This window comes from Xanthomonas sp. NCPPB 1132 (genome assembly GCF_056629235.1).
In genome coordinates this window covers 3,813,698-3,833,483 of sequence record NZ_CM152819.1, presented here as the reverse complement: position 1 = coordinate 3,833,483, position 19,786 = coordinate 3,813,698, and the positions used below count along the sequence as shown (strand labels likewise).

Here is a 19,786-nt window from a genome sequence, read left to right as displayed (position 1 = left end):
GCGACGAAAAAAGCCGCGACGAAGAAGACTGCATCGAAGAAGACCGCTTCGAAGAAGTCGACGGCCAGGAAGACGCCGGCGAAGAAGAGCGCCACGCGTGCGAGCAGCAAGCGCGCCAGCAAGAGCTCGTCCGCGCGCAAGGGCAGTGTGCGGTAACAACGCCTAGCTGCCGCATGCTGCGCCGTGGCGCTTGGCGGACATCTATGATCGTCCAGGAACGTCCGCTGTAGGAGCGGCTTCAGCCGCGACGGGCTTCACCCGGAAACGACCGTTGCGGTCGAAGCCGCTCTACGGGGCAAGCTGCATTCGGCTTGCCCCGGAAGCCGGTGATTGAGGAGCGCTGCGTCGTTGCGCGGTAGCTGTCTCGTGTGCCCCTACAGCTCGGTGTACTTGGTGATGCGCCCCTTGGCGCGCTCCACTGGATACTTGGCGGCGTTGGCCAGCATCTTGCGTTGCGCGGCCTCGATCGGATCGATCTGCAGCTTGTCGCACAACTGCACCAGATACAGCAGCACGTCGGCGATCTCGCTGCCGACCTGCTGCTTTTTTTCTTCAGGAAGCTGGCGGCTCTGCGCATCGTCCAGCCATTGGAAATGCTCCAGCAGCTCCGCCGCTTCCACCGAGAGCGCCGCGGCGAGATTGCGCGGACTGTGGAACTGACCCCAGTCGCGGGCGTCGGCGAAGGCGCGCTGGGCGGCTTGCAGGTCGTGGAGGCTGTCGGACATGGGTGTCGGCTCGCAGTGGGGGACGGCGCATGGTAATGCAGCGGCCGCGCATGCACGCAGGGCATTGCCTGCAAGGCACGCGCCGCGGTCGCGACATCGGACTCACGGCATGGTCACCGACGTTGCACGGCGTCGACGGCAACACTGCAGTCACGTGTTCGCAGACGAAAGGAATTACCCATGCAAGCTCTGACCTATCACGGCACCCGGGACGTGCGCGTGGAAACCGTTCCCGACCCAGTGCTGGTCGAGACAGACGACATCATCCTGCGCGTCACCGCCACCGCGATCTGCGGTTCGGACCTGCATCTGTACCGCGGCAAGATTCCCGACCTGCACACCGGCGACGTGCTCGGGCACGAGTTCATGGGCGTGGTGGAGGAGGTCGGCCCGGACGTGCAGCGGGTGAAAAAGGGCGACCGCGTGGTGATCCCGTTCGTGATCGCCTGTGGCGAGTGCTTCCATTGCCGCCTGACCGAATACGCCGCCTGCGAGACCACCAACACCGGCAAGGGTGCGGCACTGAACCAGAAGGGCATTCGCCCACCGGCGGCACTGTTCGGCTACAGCCATCTGTACGGCGGCGTGGCCGGCGGCCAGGCCGAATACGTGCGCGTGCCCAAGGCCAACGTCGGCCCGCTGGTGGTGCCGGAAGTGCTGCATGACGAACAGGTGCTGTTCCTCTCCGACATCCTGCCCACCGGCTACCAGGCCGCAGTGAATGCGGGCGTGCGTCAGGGCAGCACGGTGGCGATCTTCGGCGCCGGCCCGGTCGGGCTGATGACCGCCGCCTGCTGCCGCATGCTCGGCGCCGAGCGCATCTTCATGGTCGATCGCTACCCGTACCGGCTGGACTTCGCCCAGCGCACCTACGGGGTGATCCCGCTGAACTTCGAGGAGATCGACGATCCGGCCGACATCATCGTCGGCCAGACCGACGGCCGCGGCGTGGACGCCAGCATCGATGCGGTGGGCTTCGAGGCCAAGGGCAGTACCGTGGAAACGGTGATGGCCACGCTGAAGCTGGAAGGCAGCAGCGGTACCGCGTTGCGCCAGTGCATCGCCGCCACGCGCCGCGGCGGCACCGTCAGCGTGCCGGGCGTATACGCCGGTTTCATCCATGGCTTCCTGTTCGGCGACGCCTTCGACAAGGGGCTGAGTTTCAAGATGGGCCAGACCCACGTGCAGCGTTTCATGCCCGAACTGCTGGAGCACATCGGCGAGGGCCGGCTGCGCCCCAACGAGATCATCACCCACCGCCTGAGCCTGGCCGAGGTGGCGCAGGGATATTCGATCTTCGACAAGAAAGAGCAGGACTGCCGCAAGGTGATCCTGACGCCGTAAGCCGGCGCCACGCCGCGCTCTCGCCCGCTGCATCGGTAGGCGAGGGCAACGCATTGGCGATGAATGCTTCATGCGTGTGCACATCGCTGTGCGATGCGCACACGCCGCGTGCGCATGCAGGCTGTTGTGATTCACGCCACCTTTCACCTCGGACGCTCCGCATTGCAGCTTTCGGCAGCTTGCTTGGCGCCTTCGCACAGAGGATCCGCTTGACCGAACTGCATTCCCCCATCGCCCTTGGCGATGTCGACGACCTACGCGGTGCCGCGCTGCACGCGTTGGCACGCTATCCACGCTTGCCGCTGCCTGGCGGCGGCGACACCCTGGACCGCTGGCGGATCCTGGCCGAGATCGCCGCGGTCGACGTGTGCCTTGCCAAGGTTCTGGAAGCGCATTACGACGCGCAGGCGATCCTCGCCGAACTGGGCGCGCCGGCACCGCCGCCCGGGCAGCTGTTCGCCGTATGGGCTGCAGAGGCGCCGGACGCGCGCCTGGCCTACCGTGGCGATGCGCAGCGCGGCGAGGTGCTTGGCCGCAAGGCCTGGTGTTCCGGCGCCGGCATCGTCGACCAGGCGCTCGTCACCGCGCACGACGCGGAGCGGCACCAGTTGGTGCAGGTGCAACTGCGCCAGCCCGGCATCGCCATCGATGCGCAGGCCTGGGCCGCGGTCGGCATGGCGCGCGTGGTCAGCGGGCCGGTGACCTTCGATGCGCTGCCGGCGCTGGCGATCGGCGCGCCGGGTCAGTACCTGCAACGCCCCGGGTTCTGGCACGGCGGCGCCGGGATCGCCGCTTGTTGGTACGGCGCCGCCTGCGCCGTGGCCGAGCGCCTGCGCGCGCATCCCAAGCTGCAGCGCGACGCGCATGCAGCGATGCACCTGGGCGTGATCGACCAGCAGCTCGGCGCCGCGCGCGCGTTGCTGCGCGAACTGGCGGCCGCCATCGATGCCGCGCCCGAGCAGGCGCATCGGCACGCGGTGGTCCGGCTGCGTTCGTTCGTGGAACGCGCCGCCACCGATGTGCTCGATCGCGTCGGCCGCGCGCTCGGCCCGGCGCCGCTGTGCAGTGACCGCGAACACGCCATGCGCTGCGCGGATCTGGCGGTGTTCGTGCGGCAGAGCCACGCCGAGCACGACTGGGCTGCAGTCGGTCAGGCGCTGGGCGAGCAGGCGCGACCATGGCGGCTGTGAGCGCGCCGCAGCCGCAGATCCATGGCCACGGCACGCCGGAGTCGGCTTGGCAGCGTTCGGCATGGCTGGCGGCGTTGCCGCAGCGCCCGATCGAGGACCTGCTCTCGGGCGCCGCGCGATTGCTGGTGGTGTCGCCGCATCCGGACGACGAAGCGCTGGGCTGTGGCGGCGCGATCGCCTGTGCGCGCCGGTTGCGCATCCCCGTGCAGTTGATTGCGGTGACCGACGGCGAAGCCTGCTATCCGCATGATCGGTACTGGACGCCGCAGCGCCTGCGCACGGTGCGTCGCGCCGAACTCGCCGCGGCCATGGGCCGCCTTGGTGTCGATCCCGCCGCGATCTGTCACCTGGGTCTGGGCGACGGCCAGGTCGGCGCGCAGGAGACGGTGCTGGCCGAACGCCTGCATGCGCAGCTGCACGCCGGCGACCTGGTACTGACCACCTGGCACCGCGATGGCCATCCCGACCATGAGGCCAGTGCACGTGCGGTGCGGCAGGCCGTCGCCGCCGTCGATGCACGGCTGTTCGAGTTTCCGGTCTGGGCCTGGCATTGGCTGCACGCCGACACCGCGCCGCAGGCCCTGCGCGGCGCCGTCCGTTATGCCCTGAACGCTGCCGACTGGCAGGCCAAGCAGGACGCGCTGCAGTGCTTCGCCTCGCAACTGGGTACCGCGCAACCAACGGTGCCGGCGCCGATCCTGCCGCCGCAGGTCCTGCAACGGTTCGCACGCCGCTTCGAGGTCTTTGTCGCATGAATTCGGTCCAGGCCTATTTCGGCGCCCTCTATCGCGACGACGATCCGTTCGGCTATCGCGAGCGCTGGTACGAGGCGCGCAAACGCGCACTGCTGCTGGCCAGCCTGCCGCGTGCGCGCTTCGCACGTGCCTGGGAAGTCGGCTGCTCCAACGGCGAACTGACCGCGGCCCTGGCGCCGCGCTGCGATGCGCTGCTGGCCACCGACCTCTCCGAGCGCGCGGTGGCCCTGGCCGCGCAGCGCAATGCCGCCACGGCGCACGTGCAGGTGCAACAGGCCGAGCATCCGCGCACCTGGCCGCCGGGCCGTTTCGACCTGATCGTGTTCAGCGAGGTCGGCTACTACCTGCCTTTGCCGCAGTTGCAGGAATGCGCCCAGCGCCTGCGCGCATCGCTGAGCGAGCAGGGCGTGCTGGTCGCCTGCCACTGGCTGCACCCGTTCGCCGAGGCCTGCATGGACGGGCGCGCGGTGCACGCCTGCCTGGCGCAGCGCCTGGAACTGCCGCGGCTGTTGCGCTACGAGGACGAGGACGTGGTGCTCGACGCCTGGAGCGCCACGCCGTATTCGGTGGCCGCGGCGGAGCGGCTGCGGTGATCGCGGTGCTGATCCCGGCGCACAACGAGGAGGCGCTGATCGGCGCCTGCCTGCGCTCGGTGGCGCATGCAGCGCGATGCGCGGGCCTGCGCGGCGAGGCGGTGCAGGTGTTCGTCGCCCTGGACCGCTGCAGCGACGGTACGGCCGGCATCGTCGCCGCGCATGGCGCACACGCCATTGCGTTGCACAGCGGTAATGTCGGCAGCGCGCGGGCGGCGGCGGCGCAGGCGGCGCTGGCTGCAGGCGCGCGCTGGCTGGCCTGTACCGATGCGGACTCGGTAGTGCCGGCGAATTGGCTGTCGGCCCAGTTGGACTGCGCCAGCGACGCGTTCTGCGGCATCGTCACGGTGGACGACTGGGCCGACTACGACACCACGTTGCGCGAGGCATACCTGGCCGGTGAGTGCCATGAGGACGACCACCCGCACGTGCATGGCGCCAACCTCGGCGTCAGCGCCGAGCTGTACTTGCGCTGCGGCGGCTTCCTGCCGCTGGCCGCGCACGAGGACGTGGCGCTGGTGGCGGCGCTGGTGCGCGTGCAGGCGCGGATCGCACGGCGCGCGCAGCCGGCGGTGATCACCAGCGCGCGGCGGGTGGCGCGTGCCTGCGGTGGCTTCAGCGACTATCTCAAGCAGATGGAACGCCGCCTGGCCGATGCGCTGCTGCCGGCGGCCGACGGCGACGTGCTGGCCTGAGCACGCGCGCCGGTTCAAACGGGCGTCGGGGCAGGTGGGCCAGGTGATGGGCGCGGGTCGCGTGGCGGGCCGACCGGCGCGGCGGTCGGGCGTCGCAGGGCCTGGATGCCCCGCGGCAGTACCGCAGTGCAGCATCGGCGCTGTGTTGGTGCTTCCCGGACCAAGGCCATCGGCCGGTGCGGCGGGGCCTGTTGGATACCTGTTCGCCGTCCGTCGTCGACACGTGAAAATTTCACACCCTCTTCACCTCGGGTGGTTGTAGACACGCCACCCCCGAGTTCGGGATAAGTTTTTGCCGCCGCGCCCGCCGACCGCCCGCGCAGGAGCGGCTCGCTCGCTTCTTGTCAAGCCTGTCACATTCCTTTTTCTTCTGAATCAATCACTTGCTTGTATGGGCAAGGTGAGGGCGGCCGTACCCCGTTGTCCACAGGGGGTGTGGATGACTTCTGCATAAAGGTGTGGATAACACCGACGCCGGCCCGTGACACAACAGTGTCAAGAGGGGTGGCGAAAAATTGACCAGGCGTCTTTGGGGAGCGCCGCGGGGGCGTCCTGGAGGCGCTTCCGCCCCTCCTTGGTGCCATCGCCCTGGCGCCACACCCACGCGGCGCCAGGGCGGAACCGTCTGGCCTGGCCCGGGCTCAGGCCAGCAGGCGCAGCTTTGGCTCGCGGCTCCACTGGCGGGTCTTGGCGGCGTTGATGAAGCCCTTGCTGTCGCCGGCCTCGACCACCCCGGCATCCTTCTGCACATTGCCGGCCTTCAGCAGCGGCTGCGCACCGGCGTCGGCCGCGATGGCCTTGAGGTGGGCGAAGGCGTTGCTGACGAAGTCGATGGCCGCCGATTCCTTGCTCAGTTGCTTGCCGGCCTCGGCCGACAGCACCACCGCCACCGCGTCGAACACGAACGATGGGGTGCCGGCCAACTGGCCGTCGGCGGCCAGCTTCTTGCCATCGCTGAGCTTGGCGCCGCCGACCTTCGGCGCGACGATCTTGACCGTGGCGCCAGCGTCGCGCGCCGCCTTCTGCAGCGCCTTCACCGTTGCCGCGTCGGAGCCGTCGTGGACCAGGATGCCGATGCTGCGCCCGACCAGGATGGGCTTCATCTTGCCGATGATCTGCAGCGCCGGCGACAGCGGCATGTCCTGCGGCGCGACGGCGGCCGGCGGTGCCGGCGGCAATGCGTCCATGCCCAGACCGTCGGCGACGCGCTGCGCCAGCTTGGGATCGACGTGGCGCAGATGCCCGACCACCGCTGCACGCACGTGCGCGGTCTCGACCTTGGACAGCTCGAACACCAGCGCCGAGGCCAGGTGCGCCTGTTCCGGCTGGGTCTGGCTGCGGAAGAACAAGCGCGCCTGGCTGTAGTGGTCGGCGAAGCTCTCGGCGCGGATGCGGCCCTTGGCGGCGTCCTCGGCCGGCGTGCGATGGCTGACGAAGCCACGCGCGGTCTCGCGCGGGCTGTCGCTCTGCAGCGAGCTGGGCTCGTAGGCGACGCGGCCCTTGGGCACGCCCATCTGCATGTGGCCGTCGCGCTGCATGTTGGCGAACGGGCACTTCGGCGCGTTGATCGGCAACTGGTGGAAGTTCGGCCCGCCCAGGCGGCTGAGCTGGGTGTCCAGGTACGAGAACAGACGGCCCTGCAGCAGCGGGTCGTTGGAGAAGTCGATGCCGGGCACGATGTTGGCCGGGCAATACGCCACCTGTTCGGTCTCGGCGAAGAAATTGTCCGGCCAGCGGTCCAGCACCATGCGCCCGACGATCTGCAGCGGCACCAGTTCTTCCGGGATCAGCTTGGTCGAATCCAGATGGTCGAACGGGAAGGCGTCCGCCTGTTCCTCGGTGAACAACTGCACGCCCAGCTCCCATTCCGGGAAGTCGCCTTGCTGGATCGCCTCGAACAGGTCGCGGCGATGGAAGTCCGGATCGGCGCCGGCCAGCTTCACCGCCTCGTCCCAGATCGTGGACTGCAGGCCGAGCTTCGGCCGCCAGTGGAACTTGACGAAGGTGCTGTTGCCGTCGGCATCGAGCAGGCGGAAGCTGTGGATGCCGAAGCCTTCCATCATGCGCAGCGAGCGCGGAATGGTGCGGTCGCTCATCGCCCACATGATCATGTGCAGCGACTCGGGCGTCAGCGAGATGAAATCCCAGAACGTGTCGTGGGCGCTGGCGGCCTGCGGGAAGCCGCGGTCCGGTTCCATCTTCACCGAGTGGATCAGGTCCGGGAACTTGATCGCGTCCTGGATGAAGAACACCGGGATGTTGTTGCCGACCAGATCCCAGTTGCCTTCCTTGGTGTAGAACTTGACCGCGAAGCCGCGCACGTCGCGCGGCGTGTCCACCGAACCGGCGCCGCCGGCCACGGTGGAGAAGCGGGTGAACACCGGCGTCTTCACCCCGACTTCGGTGAGCAGCTTGGCGGTGGTGTACTTGGCCAGCGAGGCCGTCAGCTCGAAGTAGCCGTGCACGGCGCTGCCGCGAGCGTGCACGATGCGCTCGGGAATGCGCTCGTGGTCGAAGTGGGTGATCTTCTCGCGCAGGATGAAGTCTTCCAGCAACGTCGGCCCGCGCGGCGTGGCGCGCAGCGAGTTCTGGTTGTCGGCGACCGGGATGCCCTGGTTGGTGGTCAGCGGCGGATGCGTGCCGCCGGCCTGCTGGTGCAGTTCGTCGCCATGGCCGCGCTGGTCGGTGGGCGCGGCGGTGGAGGTGGGGGCGGTGGACGATGGGGAATCGCTGGGCGTGCGCTTGCGGCTGGCCATGGAAGATCGCTCCGGGAGGCGACGAACGGGGAGGGTGCTGAGAGACCGACGCGCGAACACGCGGGCTGCAATGGAATCCCGATCCTGGGCGGCGCGGCGTGAACGAGCCGTGCAACGCGCTGCATCGCACATACTTGTCTACTGCAGTGCGCGCGATGCGCACGCATAAAAAACCCAGCCTCGCGCACGAGGCTGGGTCTCGGGTGCAGCGTCGAACGTCGCCGCGGCTCAGACCACCGCGTCTTCCTTGTACGCATCCACCGGGATGCATGCGCACATCACGTTCTTGTCGCCGTACACGTTGTCCACGCGCGCCACCGGCGGCCAGTACTTCTGCTGCTTGAGCGTCGGCAGCGGGAACGCGGCCAGCTCGCGCGGGTAGGCGTGGGTCCACTCGCTGGCGGTGACCTGCGCGGCGGTGTGCGGGGCGTGCTTGAGCGGATTGTCCTCGCGGTCCAGGCGGCCGTCCTCGATCGCGGCGATCTCTTCGCGGATCTGGATCATCGCGTCGATGAAGCGGTCCAGTTCGTGCTGCGATTCGCTCTCGGTCGGCTCCACCATCAGCGTGCCGGCGACCGGGAAGCTCAGCGTCGGCGCGTGGAAGCCGAAGTCGATCAGGCGCTTGGCGATGTCCTCGGCACCGATGCCGCTGGTCTTCTCCAGCGGGCGCACGTCGAGGATGCACTCGTGCGCGACCAGGCCATTGCGGCCGGTGTACAGGGTCTTGTAGTACGGCGCCAGGCGCTTGGCGATGTAGTTGGCGTTGAGCAGCGCGACCTGGGTGGCCTTGCGCAGCCCGCTGTTGCCCATCATGGTGATGTACATCCAGCTGATCGGCAGGATCGAGGCCGAGCCGAAACTGGCCGCCGAGACCATGCCGACGTCGCCCTCGCCGCCGAGGGTGCGCGGCAGGTACGGCGCCAGGTGCGCCTTCACCGCGCACGGGCCGACGCCGGGGCCGCCGCCGCCATGCGGGATGCAGAAGGTCTTGTGCAGGTTCAGGTGCGACACGTCCGAGCCCCACTTGCCCGGCTTGGCCAGGCCGACCAGGGCGTTCATGTTGGCGCCGTCGGTGTAGACCTGGCCGCCGTGCGCGTGCACCGCCTCGCAGATCGCCACCACGTCTTCCTCGAACACGCCGTGGGTGGACGGGTAGGTGATCATCAGCGCGGCCAGACGGTCCGAATACTTCTCGGCCTTGGCGCGGATGTCGGCGACGTCGACGTTGCCGTTGCCGTCGCACTTGGTCACCACCACGGTCATGCCGCACATCTGCGCCGAGGCGGGGTTGGTGCCATGCGCCGATTCGGGGATCAGGCAGATGTCGCGATGGCCTTCGCCGCGTGCGCGGTGGTAGGCGCGGATCGCCAGCAGGCCGGCGTACTCGCCCTGCGCGCCGGAGTTGGGCTGCAGGCTGACCGCGTCGTAGCCGGTGCACTCGACCAGCATCGCCTCCAGTTCGTCGATCAGCTGCTTGTAGCCGACGCTCTGCTCGGCCGGAGCCAGCGGATGGATCGCGCCGAACTGCGGCCAGGTCACCGGGATCATCTCGGCGGTGGCGTTGAGCTTCATGGTGCAGCTGCCCAGCGGGATCATGGTGCGATCCATCGCCAGATCCTTGTCGGCCAGCGCGCGCATGTAGCGCAGCAGTTCGTGCTCGCTGTGGTGGGTGTTGAACACCGGGTGCTGCAGGAACGCGCTGTGCCGCAGCAACTGCGGCGGCAGCGCATCGGTGGTGGCGGCATCGAGCGCGTCCACGTCGGCCTGCGCGCCGAACAGCTGCGCCAGTGCGACCACGTCGGCGCGGGTGGCGGTCTCGTCCAGGCTGATGCCCAGCGACGCGCTGTCGATCGCGCGCAGGTTGATGCCGGCCGCACGCGCCTTGGCGTGGATGGCCTCGGCATCGACGCCGGTGACGTGCAGGGTGTCGAAGAAGCGCTCGCCGACGGCGACGCCGGCACGGCGCAGCGCGGCGGCGAGGATCGCGGCCAGGCGGTGGGTGCGGCGGGCGATGCGCACCAGCCCCTCGGGGCCGTGGTACACCGCGTACATCGAGGCCATCACCGCCAGCAGCACCTGCGCGGTGCAGATATTGGAGGTGGCCTTCTCGCGGCGGATGTGCTGCTCGCGGGTCTGCAGGGTGAGGCGGTAGGCGGGGTTGCCGGCGGCGTCGATCGACACGCCGATCAGGCGGCCCGGCATCGAACGCTTGTAGGCGTCGCGGCAGGCCATGAACGCGGCGTGCGGGCCGCCGAAGCCGAACGGCACGCCGAAGCGCTGCGAATTGCCGACCACGATGTCCGCGCCCCATTCGCCGGGCGCGGCGATCAGGGTCAGCGCGAGCAGGTCGGTGGCGACGGCGACCAGGCCGCCTTGCGCGTGCACCGCGTCGGCCAGGGCCTTGTGGTCACCGATGTGGCCGAAGCTGTCCGGATACTGCAGCAATACGCCGAAGCACTCGGCCTGCAGCGCTTCCTCCGGCGTCCCCACGCGCAGCACGATGCCCAGCGGCTCGGCGCGAGTGCGCAGCAGTTCCAGGGTCTGCGGATGCACCGCGTCGTGCACGAAGAAGGTGTCGGACCTGGACTTGGCCGAGCGCTTGGCCAGGGTCATCGCTTCGGCCGCGGCGGTGGCTTCGTCCAGCAGCGAGGCGTTGGCGATCTCCATGCCGGTGAGGTCGGCGCACATGGTCTGGAAGTTGATCAGCGCTTCCATGCGGCCCTGCGAGATCTCCGCCTGGTACGGCGTGTAGGCGGTGTACCAGGCCGGGTTCTCGAGGATGTTGCGCAGGATCACCTTCGGCGTGTGGGTGCCGTAGTAGCCCTGGCCGATGAAGCTGCGGAACACGGTGTTCTTGTCGGCGATGGCGCGGATCTTGGCCAGCGCCTCCTCCTCGGTGACGGCATCGGGCAGCGCCAGTGCGGCCGGCGACTTGATGTTGCCCGGCACGATGGCGTCGGTCATCGCCTCCAGCGAGTCGTGGCCGACGGTGCGCAGCATATGCGCGATCTCGGCGTCGTTCGGGCCGATGTGGCGCTCGATGAAGGCCGAGTGGTGTTCGAGGTCGCGCAGCGAAGAGGTGTGAGACATGGCAGTCGTCCGGCTGAGGAAGGCACGAGGAGGCGGGGACGCGCGCAAGGCCGTCGTCGGACCGCAGCGGCGGGCACGACCGACGGGAAGCGCGTGTCTTCCCAATGCCCCTCTGTCCTTTTGCCTGAGAGTTTGGAAGCGGCGGCTGGCGCTGCGCTTCGTGCCCCTTCGGCGCCGGCTTTGACCGGTCTCTCCAGAGTCTTGGTGCGGGTGGTATCGGGCCTGAGCGATTACGGGCGTTTGCGCCTTCGGCAGCGGGTCGCCCCGCTTCTCCCACCTTGCTGCGCCGCGATTATAGCGTGGCCGGCGCCGCCCACGGCGGGCCGTTCGCCCCCACGCCAGGCTGAATGGGCAAGCCGTGGCGGGTGCGCGCCGGTGGCGGCTGCGCGTATCATGCCCGCACTCCCTTCTCTTGCGCCCGTCCATGCCGGACGGCGTCGTCGCGTGTGCGCCGGTCCTGCGGCCGCCGCGGCCGGCTTTTCAGGATGATCTCCCCATGACGCTCCCGTCCGTGTCCACGCGCCGCATGGCCCTGTTGCTGGCCGGGCTGGCGATGTTCGGCCCGTTCTCCATCGATACCATCTTCCCGGCGTTCCCGCAGCTGGCGCAGCGCCTGCACGCCGATCCTGTGGCGATCCAGCAGACGGTGAGCGTGTACCTGCTGGCCTACGCGCTGATGGGCCTGGCCCACGGGCCGCTGTCCGACGCGCTGGGGCGGCGGCGGGTGATCGTCGCCGGGCTGGTCGTGTTCATCCTGGCCTCGGCCGGCTGCGCGCTGTCGCGCGACCTGCCGACCCTGCTGACGTTCCGCGCGCTGCAGGGCGTGTCGGCCGGGGTCGGCATGATCGTCGGCCGCGCGGTGATCCGCGACCTGTTCCATGGCGACGATGCGCAGCGGCTGATGAGCCAGGTGTCGATGATCTTCGGCATCGCGCCCGCGATCGCGCCGGTCATCGGCGGCTGGATCCTGGGCAGCGGCCGCGGCTGGCCGATGATCTTCTGGTTCCTGGTCGGCTTCTCCTCGCTGTTGCTGCTGGCGACCCTGCGCTGGATGCCGGAGACGCATCCGCCGCAGGCGCGCACGCCGCTGGCGCCGCGTACGCTGCTGCGCGACTACGTCGGCATCGCGCTCAATCCGCGCTTCCAGCGCCTGGCCGCGGCCGGCGCGTTCAATTTCGGCGGGGTGTTCCTGTACATCGCCTCGGCGCCGGTGTTCATGATCGACCTGCTGGGCAAGACCGAGCGCGACTTCGCCTGGCTGTTCCTGCCGACCATCGGCGGCATGACCCTGGGCGCGTTCCTGTCCGGGCGCATGGCCGGGCGGCTGGGGCCGATGCGCCAGGTGCGCTTCGGCTTCGTCTGCTGCGGCCTGTCGATGGCCGGCAACATCGCCTACACCGCGCTGACGCCGGCGATCGCGCTGCCGTGGGCGGTGCTGCCGATCTTCTTCGCCGGCCTGGGCACTGCGCTGATCTTCCCGATCCTGGCGCTGGCGGTGCTGGACATGTATCCGCGCCAGCGCGGGCTGGCCTCCTCGCTGCAGGCCTTCACCCAGTTGATGGTGACCGTGCTGGTGGCCGGGGTGCTGTCGCCGCTGCTCAGCGGCCATGCGCTGCACCTGGCGCTGGGCTCGGGCGCGTTCTTCCTGCTCGGCTGGGGCTTCTGGCGCTGGGAGCGGCGCAGCGGCAAGCGCCTGCCGCGGCCGGATGCGCAGGTGCCGCGGCTGGAACCGGCGGACCCGCTGTGAGCGGCGTCGCGGTTGGGCTATCGTCGTCGGGTCATCGTTGAGGAAACCGCATGTCCATCCAGTCCAAGCAGCGCCGCGATCTGCGCAAGAAGCTGGCCGAGCGCCTGCGCCACCGTGCCGAGGACGCCGCGCCGGCCGCGCCCATCGAGCCGCATGCGGAACTGCGCGACCAGCAGCGCACCCTGCTGGCCGGCATCGTGCGCCGCGACGGCGAGTGGGTGCTGGGCATGGACGGGCGCATCGCCGGCCAGAGCGAGAGCGCCGCGCAGGTGCTGTCGCTGATCATGCAGGCGGCGGAACTGCACGAGCGTGCCGGCACGCCGGTGCGGCTGATGTACTCGGACGCGCTGAAGGACGCCGCGCACGCCGATGCGCAGGCGCAGGGCCTGAGCTTCGACGAGTTCAAGACGCGCCACGCCCAGGTCATGCGCCGCGACGACGGCGCGGCGGCCCCGGCCTGAGACCATGGGCCAGAACGCGGGCCAGGCTGCGCAGGAGGCCGTGTCGCTGGCACGGGTGCGGCGCCGCGACGGCATCGCGCTGATCCAGGCGCACCGCGCCAGCGTCGCCCTGCATCACCCCTGGACCTATCCGTTCACCGACGTGCCGGGGTTCGAAGCCTGGTACGCGCAGACCCTGGACGGCAGCAACATCGCGCTGCTGGCGCGCGAACGCAGCAACGGCGCGCTCGCCGGCCTGTTCACCTTCAGCCAGGTGGTCGGCGGCTGCTTCCAGAGCGCCTATCTCGGCTACCACGCCATGACCGGCTGCGAGGGCCGCGGGCTGATGACGCATGCGCTGCGCCTGTGCGTGGCCTACGCCTTCGCCGAACTGGGCCTGCACCGGGTGGAAGCCAACATCCAGCCGGACAACACCCGCTCGCTGGCCCTGGCGCAGCGCGCCGGCTTCCGCCGCGAAGGCTATTCGCCACGCTACCTGCGCATCGGCGGGGTCTGGCGCGACCACGAGCGCTGGGCGCGGCTCGCCGACGACTGAACGGTCGCATCGCGGTCGGCTGAGGCGGGCTCGCGCGGATCTGGGGATCTGGCTGCGCAAAACCCGCGGTGACGCCGTTGCTGTCCGGCTCGGGACATGCCGCGACGCAATGTCGGAGTTTTCCTACCCCGGTCGGCGAAACCGTTGGCGTGCCTGGCTTTACTGAATACGCCTCCCTACGGGGCCGCATGGGGCGGTGGAAATGGAATGCACTTCATGCAAGAGTCCCGCGCCACCTGACTCATCCGCTCATCAAGGACGATGGCCGCAGCAGGTTCCCGAACCCGACCATCCAGTGGCCGCGCTGCGGCCGCTGACGGCGGTTCGTCGCCGCCTGCCGCCGTGCAGTTGCCGCGATGATCGCCACCCCCCTGTATCGCACCAGACTTGCCGAGACCGCCATGACCCACCCCTCGACCCGTCGCCACCGCTTCTCGCGCCTGTTCGCAGGTGTCGCGCTCGCCGCCTGCCTCGTCGCTGCGCCCGCCAACGCGACATGGATCGTCAACGACCCGATGTCGATGGCCAAGGCGCTGCAGGAATACGCCGAGCAGGCCAAGCGCTGGAGCGAGACGATCAAGCAGTACCAGATGCAGTTGGAGCACTACCAGCAGCAGCTCATCAAGCTGCAGCGGCTGCAGTTCGGCGATTCCACCATGGCCGACAACTTTCCGGAGCGGCCCCAGGACTATGGGCTGGAAGACGACTGCCCGGGCGCGAGCCAGAGCGGCATCGCCGGGCTGATAAACCAGTTCAAGGCGCTGGCGCCGGACTTGAACGGCAACGCCGTCGACGAGCAGATGAAGGTCTGCGCGCGCATCGTGCTGGCCAAGAACGCCCAATACAACGAGACGGTGCGCATGCTCAAGCGCCTGATCCAGCGCAACGAGCAGTTCAAGCAGGTGCAGGCGCAGCGCGACAGCGTAAAGACCAGTCAGGGCGCCCTGGCCGCCAACGACAACGAAGTGCAGCGTTTCGTCGCCCAGAACGCCATGGACCTGGACTACTGGCAGGCACAGATGAAGGCCTACGACACCTACATCGTGGCGCTCAAGGACGACCAGTCGCGGTTGGCGCGGCGGGCGCTGGACGGCAACAAGAACAACATCCTGGGGCAGGTGATCCAGGCGGGTGTGCTCGCCGGGGCGCTGTCGAAGTGACGGCGCAGGCAACTCCAACACAGCACAGGACATCGGGCAGGCACGCAGCATGAACGGACTTTTCGACACCGCCACGCACTGGATGCAACCGTTGGCGGACGCCAATCTGGGGGACTTCCTGTTCTTCCGCCTGGTGAACAACTACTTCACCGACGAGATCGCCGATTTCGGCCTGGAGCTGATGCGCCGGGCGATGCATTGGGTGAGCGTGATCGCGCTGACCGCGACCACGTTCTGGGTCCTGATCCAGGGCTACCGCATCGCGACCGGGCAGTCGCGCGAGTCGGCCATGGCGACGATGGTCAAGGCGGCCAAGGTCGCGGTGATCCTGATGATCGCCTCGACCCTGGGCGCGAACGGCGCGGCGCTGCACAAGACGATGACCGACAACCTGGACAAGGAGATCCATGGGTTGTTCACCGGCGACGACACCAGCAGCGCGGCCGACTCGATCGACGACAACCTCAAGTACACCCAGTTGGCCCTGTCGGCGCTGGATGCGGTGCGTGTGGACGCCAGCGACCCCGAATCGATCGAGAAGAAGGGGCGCTCGATGCTGCTGGCCAGCTTCGGCACGGCCAGCCCGCCGATGGCGGCCGGGGCGATGTTGCTGCTGTTCAAGTTCACCATGGCATTTCTGGTGGGTATCGGCCCGATCTTCATCTTCTTCCTGATGTTCGACCAGACCAAGGACCTGTTCCGGAAGTGGCTGTTCTACGTCATCGGCACGCTGTTCTCGATGTCCATGCTGTCGGTGGTGTCGGCGATGGTCTTGAAGTTCACCGCCAAGGTGGCGGCGGCGTACTGGGCGATGAAGTTCATTCCGCTGGCCAACGCCGAAGGCCTGTCGTCCCAGGCCTTGCAGCAGGGCGGGATCGGGTTGCTGATGACGGTGCTGATCGTCACGGTGCCCACGATCGCGGCGGCGGTCTGGCAAGGCAACATGGGCACGTTCATGACCTACACGGCCTTCGGCCCTGCGACTGCGTCTTCGCCGGGGCCACAGGGGCAGCCGCCGGGGTCTTACACTCCACCGCAAACTCGACCGGACTCGCAGGCTTCGTCGGATTCGATGGTGGGATCAACCAGCCAGCGGGTGAGCGGCGCGCCGTCCAACAATGTCCTTCCCGAGGGCAGCGGTGGTAGAGGGTTGGCCAACCAGGGGCCCCGTTTCAGCTGAGGTGACAGATATGCCCATGAAATGTAAATGCCTAGCACTTTTCGTCTTGATAGTTGCGGCGCACGAAGCTCACGCGGAAGGGGGGTGCCCCCCCGGTCAGTACCCTATTGGTGGCCAGGGGGCGGCGGGCTGTGCTCCGATTTCGCAGAATCAGGCGGCCCCGCAGGGGTCTCCCCGGCCGACTGGCTACTGGGTCAAGACCTGGGGTGCCATTGCGATGGGCGCTGGCGACGGCTGGAACAGCTTTGGGGTGACGACAGGCAAAGCGTCGAAATCCGAAGCGGAGGCTGACGCGCTTAAACGATGCGTCTCCAATGGCGTAAAGGATTGCAGGATTGGCTTTGTCTACAAGAACCAGTGCGCTGCCGTCGCGGAGCCACAAGTGGGGGGGAAAGGGTACCTCGATGGACCGACAAGTTTCGCCGCGGCAGGCGACGAAGAAGCAGCCAGCGGTGTCGCGATGGAGCGTTGCGAGCGAGAGAATCACTCGGTCACCGGCATGCAATGCAAGGTCATCTACACCGCATGTTCCAAGGCGGTTTTCAAACGCTATTGATGCCTGGCCTCAAGCGGGGCTGGGAGATTGGTAACCCATCAAGGAGAAAGGGTCGTGAAGAAGCGTGGATTGTTTCCCCTGGCGCTGCTGTCAGTGATGGCGTTGCCCTCGTCGGCGCAGACCGACGGGTACTACGAGTTCATTCCGTACTACGACAACGATCCGTTTCTCTTCTGCACGATCGGCGTGCCCAGCGACTGCTGGGCGCCAATCAATCCCGCAACGGGTGCCTTCACCGTCACCAATCCGTACTGCTACAACGCGTACTCGTCGGCGATGTATGCGCGTGTCTGCCCCCATGCGTTCACGAGCGGGAAGATGGGGTCAGCGGCGGCGACACCGCGCTCTTCCGTGGTGCAGGACAGCGCTGCCGTTCCCTGACTTGGTCGATGCAGGAGCCGTGACATGTCCCACGTGCTGTGGTCGAAGGAGTGGCAGCTATGCGTGCGGCGCACGAGTGCGCTGCTGACCACGGCGCTGCTTGCACTGCTGCTCACCGCCGGGATGGCTGCGCTGGCCTACCGTCATGCGGGTGGCGCAGCGCTGCTGATGGCCCAGGCGCTGGCGGTGTTGGGTGCTCTGCTGCAACTGGGCATGGTGGGCATGCTGGCGCTGCTGGTCGTGCGCGCGTCGCGCGCCTGGTGGCGCCTACGCTCCGGTGGCAAGCGCACGGTGCAGTCCAGGCAGTTGTGCCATGCCATCCTGCAGGTCGCCGGGATGACCCTGCTGATGTGGTTGTCGGCGCTAGCGGCCGTCGCCCTTCCCGGTTCCCTGCCGCTCTTCATCCAGGTGCCGGAACTGGGTCTGTCGTTGCTGATGTTGATCGCTCTGTTGCTGATGCAGCGCCTGCACGTGCGCCATGGCTGTCGCCGGCTGACCGACGCCCTCGCTGCCGCCGAGCACGCCGCGCGGCGCACCCTCGTGGCCTGAGATCCTTTCCGTGAAAGCCAAGATTCCCTGTGCTCTTTCCTTTCTGCTGTTGTTGACAGGATGCAACCCGATGAACACTGCCACGGAGAATGCCGCCAATCCTCATGTCGACGCCCATGGTGACCCGGTGTACCGCAAGAATCCGCATCCGACGCAGGCGTATCGGATCACGATGACGATTGAGGGCGCGCCTGGGCCGTTCCGATACGTCTCGGGTGCCACGTTCTATGACATGGTCAACCGAGACGCGTGCGCGCCGGTGGATCCGGTGCTGGGCATGTCCACGAAACGGAAGGAAGACAGCATTCCGATCCAATTTCAGAAGGTGGATGACATCAACTATGTGGCGACCATCCATGCAGATGGAATGGTGGATGCGGACTACTACGGGAGGGGTGTCTGCCGGTTTGAGCTGGGTAGCGTTGACATCACGCTGAGCGCAACCGGGAACGACGGAGAGACCCGATTTCAGCCCACGCTGTTGAAAGATGAAGTGTTGGGGCGCGGAAGCGTGGCGACGTACTTCTGGAAAGGTGGCTATCCCAGAGATGTGATGGAGAACTATCCGGACTCGGGCCACAGAAATCCGGATCAGTTCAAGGCCGATCTGAAAGATCAACTGTTCAAGGTCACTTTGACGGCGCGCGAGGTGGCCCCGTGAGCCTGACGAGCCAGCAGTATGCTGCGCTTGCCCGTGACGTTTACGACCAGCCGCAGGAGACTGGGCGCCTTTCCAAGGCGGTAGATATCGGTGGCGTCCTGTACAAGCGCCTGGAGTATGTAGACCGTCCGTCGGGCTACCAAGGAATGCTGTACCAGCGCATGGACACCGGCGAACTGGTGGTGGCTCACCGCGGGACGGAATTCGATCGCCAACCGCTGCTTGACGGGCTCGGAGTCGACGGCGGGATGGTGGCGACTCGCCACAACGCGCAGGTGGCAGATGCGATCCAGTTCACCAGGCACGCGCTGGAGTTGGCCGAACGCCAGGCGCAGCGAGATGGGCATAGGCCGGCCGTTACGGTCACTGGCCACTCCCTGGGCGGCGATCTCGCGCAGGTCACGGCGCACCACTTCGGCCTGAAGGGTGAAACCTTCAACGCCTACGGCGCGGTCAGCCTGGATCGCCGCATTCCCGAAGGCGGCGCCGATGTCATCAACCACGTGATGGCCGGCGATCCCGTCAGCGCGGCCAGCCGGCACTACGGCCAAGTCCGCATCTACGCCACGCCCGAGGAAGTCGCCACGCTGCAGCGCGCCGGCTACGACAACAGCAAGGGCGGCTGGGACGCACGCAACCCCTTCAGTGCGGTCGGCGGGTTGATCGTCGAGTCGCACCGCATGCACAACTTCCTGCCGGTGGACGGCAATGGGCGGCCCGACCGCTCCGTACTGGAAGATCCAGCGGCGCAGCAGCGCGCCGCGCAGGACGCGCCGATGATCGGCAGGTACCGCGAGGATGTCGAGTCCATGCGGATCGGCACCACGCTTCTGGCGCGCGGCGTGCGTGGGCTGGCCGGTGACGCCGTCAACGAATTGCGCGGGCCATTGCCGGCGGGCGAAGGCCGGCAGGGCATCAGCGCGCCGGAATGGTCGGAGCACATGCAGCGGCTGCATCTGCCGAAGAAGGACGCCCACGCGCCGCAGGGTTGGCATGTGCCGTTGAAGGTACCGGAGCAAGGGGCGGCAGTGCGCGACGAAGACCCGCTGTTTTGTGCCATCAAGGCGCGATTCCCGGCCGCCACGCCGGATGCCACGCTGAGGCATGCCGCGGCGCAGGCCCAGCGCGACGGCATGACGCGGCCCGAGCAGATCAAGCACGTCATGGTCGACGGCTGTAGCGCCTGGATCGAAGGGTCTACGCCGGGGTTCCGGGTGAAGGTCGATCTGTCTGTGGCGCCATCGCGACCGGAAGAGGCGATCGCCTCACCCGTCAAGGGCGGGGCGGCGCTCGCTTTGCCGCAGGCCGACAGCGAGGCGCAGCACGTGTCTGCACGGACGCGATGAGCACTTCAGGCATGTCGCGGCTTCTTTTCCAGCCTGACTGATCTGCAGGTCGCGGATCTCCT

Annotated in this window: 18 protein-coding genes and 1 riboswitch; of the genes, 15 read left to right on the top strand and 3 right to left on the bottom strand. The window is 67.9% G+C overall.

Features of this window, described 5'->3' with window-relative positions; translation table 11 throughout:
• Nucleotides 1-374 precede the first annotated feature (374 nt).
• Nucleotides 375-725, bottom strand: coding sequence for a MazG-like family protein (locus AC1G9L_RS16400; protein ID WP_019800663.1), 351 nt, complete (start codon nucleotides 723-725; stop codon nucleotides 375-377).
• 180 nt (nucleotides 726-905) lie between these two features.
• Between AC1G9L_RS16400 and AC1G9L_RS16395 the strand changes: the two genes are divergently transcribed.
• From AC1G9L_RS16395 to AC1G9L_RS16375, 5 genes are all read left to right on the top strand, one after another.
• Entirely contained in the window at nucleotides 906-2,069 is a 1,164-nt protein-coding gene (locus AC1G9L_RS16395) for an alcohol dehydrogenase catalytic domain-containing protein (RefSeq protein WP_019800664.1), read from the top strand.
• A gap of 209 nt (nucleotides 2,070-2,278) precedes the next feature.
• Nucleotides 2,279-3,259: an acyl-CoA dehydrogenase gene (locus AC1G9L_RS16390; RefSeq protein ID WP_481069519.1), complete on the top strand. Its 981-nt coding sequence runs from the start codon at nucleotides 2,279-2,281 to the stop codon at nucleotides 3,257-3,259.
• On the top strand, nucleotides 3,247-4,014 hold the full coding sequence (locus AC1G9L_RS16385) for a PIG-L deacetylase family protein (RefSeq protein ID WP_481069518.1): 768 nt from the start codon (nucleotides 3,247-3,249) through the stop codon (nucleotides 4,012-4,014). The genes AC1G9L_RS16390 and AC1G9L_RS16385 overlap by 13 nt, the downstream gene beginning before the upstream one ends.
• Entirely contained in the window at nucleotides 4,011-4,607 is a 597-nt protein-coding gene (locus AC1G9L_RS16380; protein ID WP_019802337.1) for a methyltransferase, read from the top strand. Before AC1G9L_RS16385 ends, AC1G9L_RS16380 begins: the two co-directional genes overlap by 4 nt.
• Nucleotides 4,604-5,302 carry a glycosyltransferase family 2 protein gene (locus AC1G9L_RS16375; RefSeq protein WP_481069517.1) on the top strand — a complete coding sequence of 233 codons (699 nt, stop codon included), beginning with the start codon at nucleotides 4,604-4,606 and terminating at the stop codon, nucleotides 5,300-5,302. Before AC1G9L_RS16380 ends, AC1G9L_RS16375 begins: the two co-directional genes overlap by 4 nt.
• 641 nt (nucleotides 5,303-5,943) lie before the next feature.
• Here AC1G9L_RS16375 and AC1G9L_RS16370 read toward each other — a convergent pair.
• The gene (locus tag AC1G9L_RS16370; protein WP_019800906.1) at nucleotides 5,944-8,058 is read right to left on the bottom strand and encodes a catalase; all 2,115 of its coding nucleotides are present in this window, start codon (nucleotides 8,056-8,058) and stop codon (nucleotides 5,944-5,946) included.
• 228 nt (nucleotides 8,059-8,286) lie between these two features.
• The gene (gene gcvP / locus AC1G9L_RS16365) at nucleotides 8,287-11,148 is read right to left on the bottom strand and encodes an aminomethyl-transferring glycine dehydrogenase (RefSeq protein ID WP_019800905.1); all 2,862 of its coding nucleotides are present in this window, start codon (nucleotides 11,146-11,148) and stop codon (nucleotides 8,287-8,289) included.
• Between the two features lie 102 nt (nucleotides 11,149-11,250).
• Nucleotides 11,251-11,355, bottom strand: a riboswitch (glycine riboswitch).
• A 289-nt stretch (nucleotides 11,356-11,644) separates the two neighbouring features.
• Here gcvP and AC1G9L_RS16360 point away from each other — a divergent pair.
• The 10 genes from AC1G9L_RS16360 to AC1G9L_RS16315 all read left to right on the top strand — a co-directional run bounded on the left by AC1G9L_RS16360 (nucleotide 11,645) and on the right by AC1G9L_RS16315 (nucleotide 19,724).
• Nucleotides 11,645-12,895, top strand: a complete 1,251-nt coding sequence (locus AC1G9L_RS16360; RefSeq protein ID WP_481069516.1) for a multidrug effflux MFS transporter — start codon at nucleotides 11,645-11,647, stop codon at nucleotides 12,893-12,895.
• A 50-nt stretch (nucleotides 12,896-12,945) separates the two neighbouring features.
• A complete protein-coding gene (locus AC1G9L_RS16355) occupies nucleotides 12,946-13,356 on the top strand; it encodes a hypothetical protein (RefSeq protein ID WP_010340260.1) in 411 nt (136 codons plus the stop codon).
• 4 nt (nucleotides 13,357-13,360) lie between these two features.
• Entirely contained in the window at nucleotides 13,361-13,891 is a 531-nt protein-coding gene (locus AC1G9L_RS16350) for a GNAT family N-acetyltransferase (protein WP_019800370.1), read from the top strand.
• Nucleotides 13,892-14,412: 521 nt separating this feature from the next.
• Nucleotides 14,413-15,051: a hypothetical protein gene (locus tag AC1G9L_RS16345; RefSeq protein WP_040900440.1), complete on the top strand. Its 639-nt coding sequence runs from the start codon at nucleotides 14,413-14,415 to the stop codon at nucleotides 15,049-15,051.
• Between the two features lie 49 nt (nucleotides 15,052-15,100).
• Nucleotides 15,101-16,231 carry a type IV secretion system protein gene (locus AC1G9L_RS16340; RefSeq protein ID WP_019800368.1) on the top strand — a complete coding sequence of 377 codons (1,131 nt, stop codon included), beginning with the start codon at nucleotides 15,101-15,103 and terminating at the stop codon, nucleotides 16,229-16,231.
• 217 nt (nucleotides 16,232-16,448) lie between these two features.
• Nucleotides 16,449-16,787: a DUF4189 domain-containing protein gene (locus AC1G9L_RS16335; protein ID WP_481069515.1), complete on the top strand. Its 339-nt coding sequence runs from the start codon at nucleotides 16,449-16,451 to the stop codon at nucleotides 16,785-16,787.
• Between the two features lie 54 nt (nucleotides 16,788-16,841).
• On the top strand, nucleotides 16,842-17,168 hold the full coding sequence (locus AC1G9L_RS16330; RefSeq protein WP_481069514.1) for a hypothetical protein: 327 nt from the start codon (nucleotides 16,842-16,844) through the stop codon (nucleotides 17,166-17,168).
• A 24-nt stretch (nucleotides 17,169-17,192) separates the two neighbouring features.
• On the top strand, nucleotides 17,193-17,717 hold the full coding sequence (locus AC1G9L_RS16325) for a hypothetical protein (protein WP_019800366.1): 525 nt from the start codon (nucleotides 17,193-17,195) through the stop codon (nucleotides 17,715-17,717).
• 70 nt (nucleotides 17,718-17,787) lie between these two features.
• The gene (locus tag AC1G9L_RS16320; protein ID WP_019800365.1) at nucleotides 17,788-18,378 is read left to right on the top strand and encodes a hypothetical protein; all 591 of its coding nucleotides are present in this window, start codon (nucleotides 17,788-17,790) and stop codon (nucleotides 18,376-18,378) included.
• Entirely contained in the window at nucleotides 18,375-19,724 is a 1,350-nt protein-coding gene (locus AC1G9L_RS16315; protein ID WP_481069513.1) for a Tle-like phospholipase domain-containing protein, read from the top strand. The genes AC1G9L_RS16320 and AC1G9L_RS16315 overlap by 4 nt, the downstream gene beginning before the upstream one ends.
• The last annotated feature ends 62 nt before the right edge of the window (nucleotides 19,725-19,786 follow it).

Excerpts from the sequence above, each read along its gene's own strand:
- AC1G9L_RS16400 (WP_019800663.1), bottom strand. The coding sequence starts at position 725 with ATGTCCGACAGCCTCCACGACCTGCAAGCCGCCCAGCGCGCCTTCGCC.
- AC1G9L_RS16395 (WP_019800664.1), top strand. The coding sequence starts at position 906 with ATGCAAGCTCTGACCTATCACGGCACCCGGGACGTGCGCGTGGAAACC.
- AC1G9L_RS16385 (WP_481069518.1), top strand. The coding sequence starts at position 3,247 with ATGGCGGCTGTGAGCGCGCCGCAGCCGCAGATCCATGGCCACGGCACG.
- AC1G9L_RS16380 (WP_019802337.1), top strand. The coding sequence starts at position 4,011 with ATGAATTCGGTCCAGGCCTATTTCGGCGCCCTCTATCGCGACGACGAT.
- AC1G9L_RS16370 (WP_019800906.1), bottom strand. The coding sequence starts at position 8,058 with ATGGCCAGCCGCAAGCGCACGCCCAGCGATTCCCCATCGTCCACCGCC.
- gcvP (WP_019800905.1), bottom strand. The coding sequence starts at position 11,148 with ATGTCTCACACCTCTTCGCTGCGCGACCTCGAACACCACTCGGCCTTC.
- AC1G9L_RS16360 (WP_481069516.1), top strand. The coding sequence starts at position 11,645 with ATGACGCTCCCGTCCGTGTCCACGCGCCGCATGGCCCTGTTGCTGGCC.
- AC1G9L_RS16355 (WP_010340260.1), top strand. The coding sequence starts at position 12,946 with ATGTCCATCCAGTCCAAGCAGCGCCGCGATCTGCGCAAGAAGCTGGCC.
- AC1G9L_RS16350 (WP_019800370.1), top strand. The coding sequence starts at position 13,361 with ATGGGCCAGAACGCGGGCCAGGCTGCGCAGGAGGCCGTGTCGCTGGCA.
- AC1G9L_RS16345 (WP_040900440.1), top strand. The coding sequence starts at position 14,413 with ATGGCCAAGGCGCTGCAGGAATACGCCGAGCAGGCCAAGCGCTGGAGC.
- AC1G9L_RS16340 (WP_019800368.1), top strand. The coding sequence starts at position 15,101 with ATGAACGGACTTTTCGACACCGCCACGCACTGGATGCAACCGTTGGCG.
- AC1G9L_RS16335 (WP_481069515.1), top strand. The coding sequence starts at position 16,449 with ATGGGCGCTGGCGACGGCTGGAACAGCTTTGGGGTGACGACAGGCAAA.
- AC1G9L_RS16325 (WP_019800366.1), top strand. The coding sequence starts at position 17,193 with ATGTCCCACGTGCTGTGGTCGAAGGAGTGGCAGCTATGCGTGCGGCGC.
- AC1G9L_RS16320 (WP_019800365.1), top strand. The coding sequence starts at position 17,788 with ATGAACACTGCCACGGAGAATGCCGCCAATCCTCATGTCGACGCCCAT.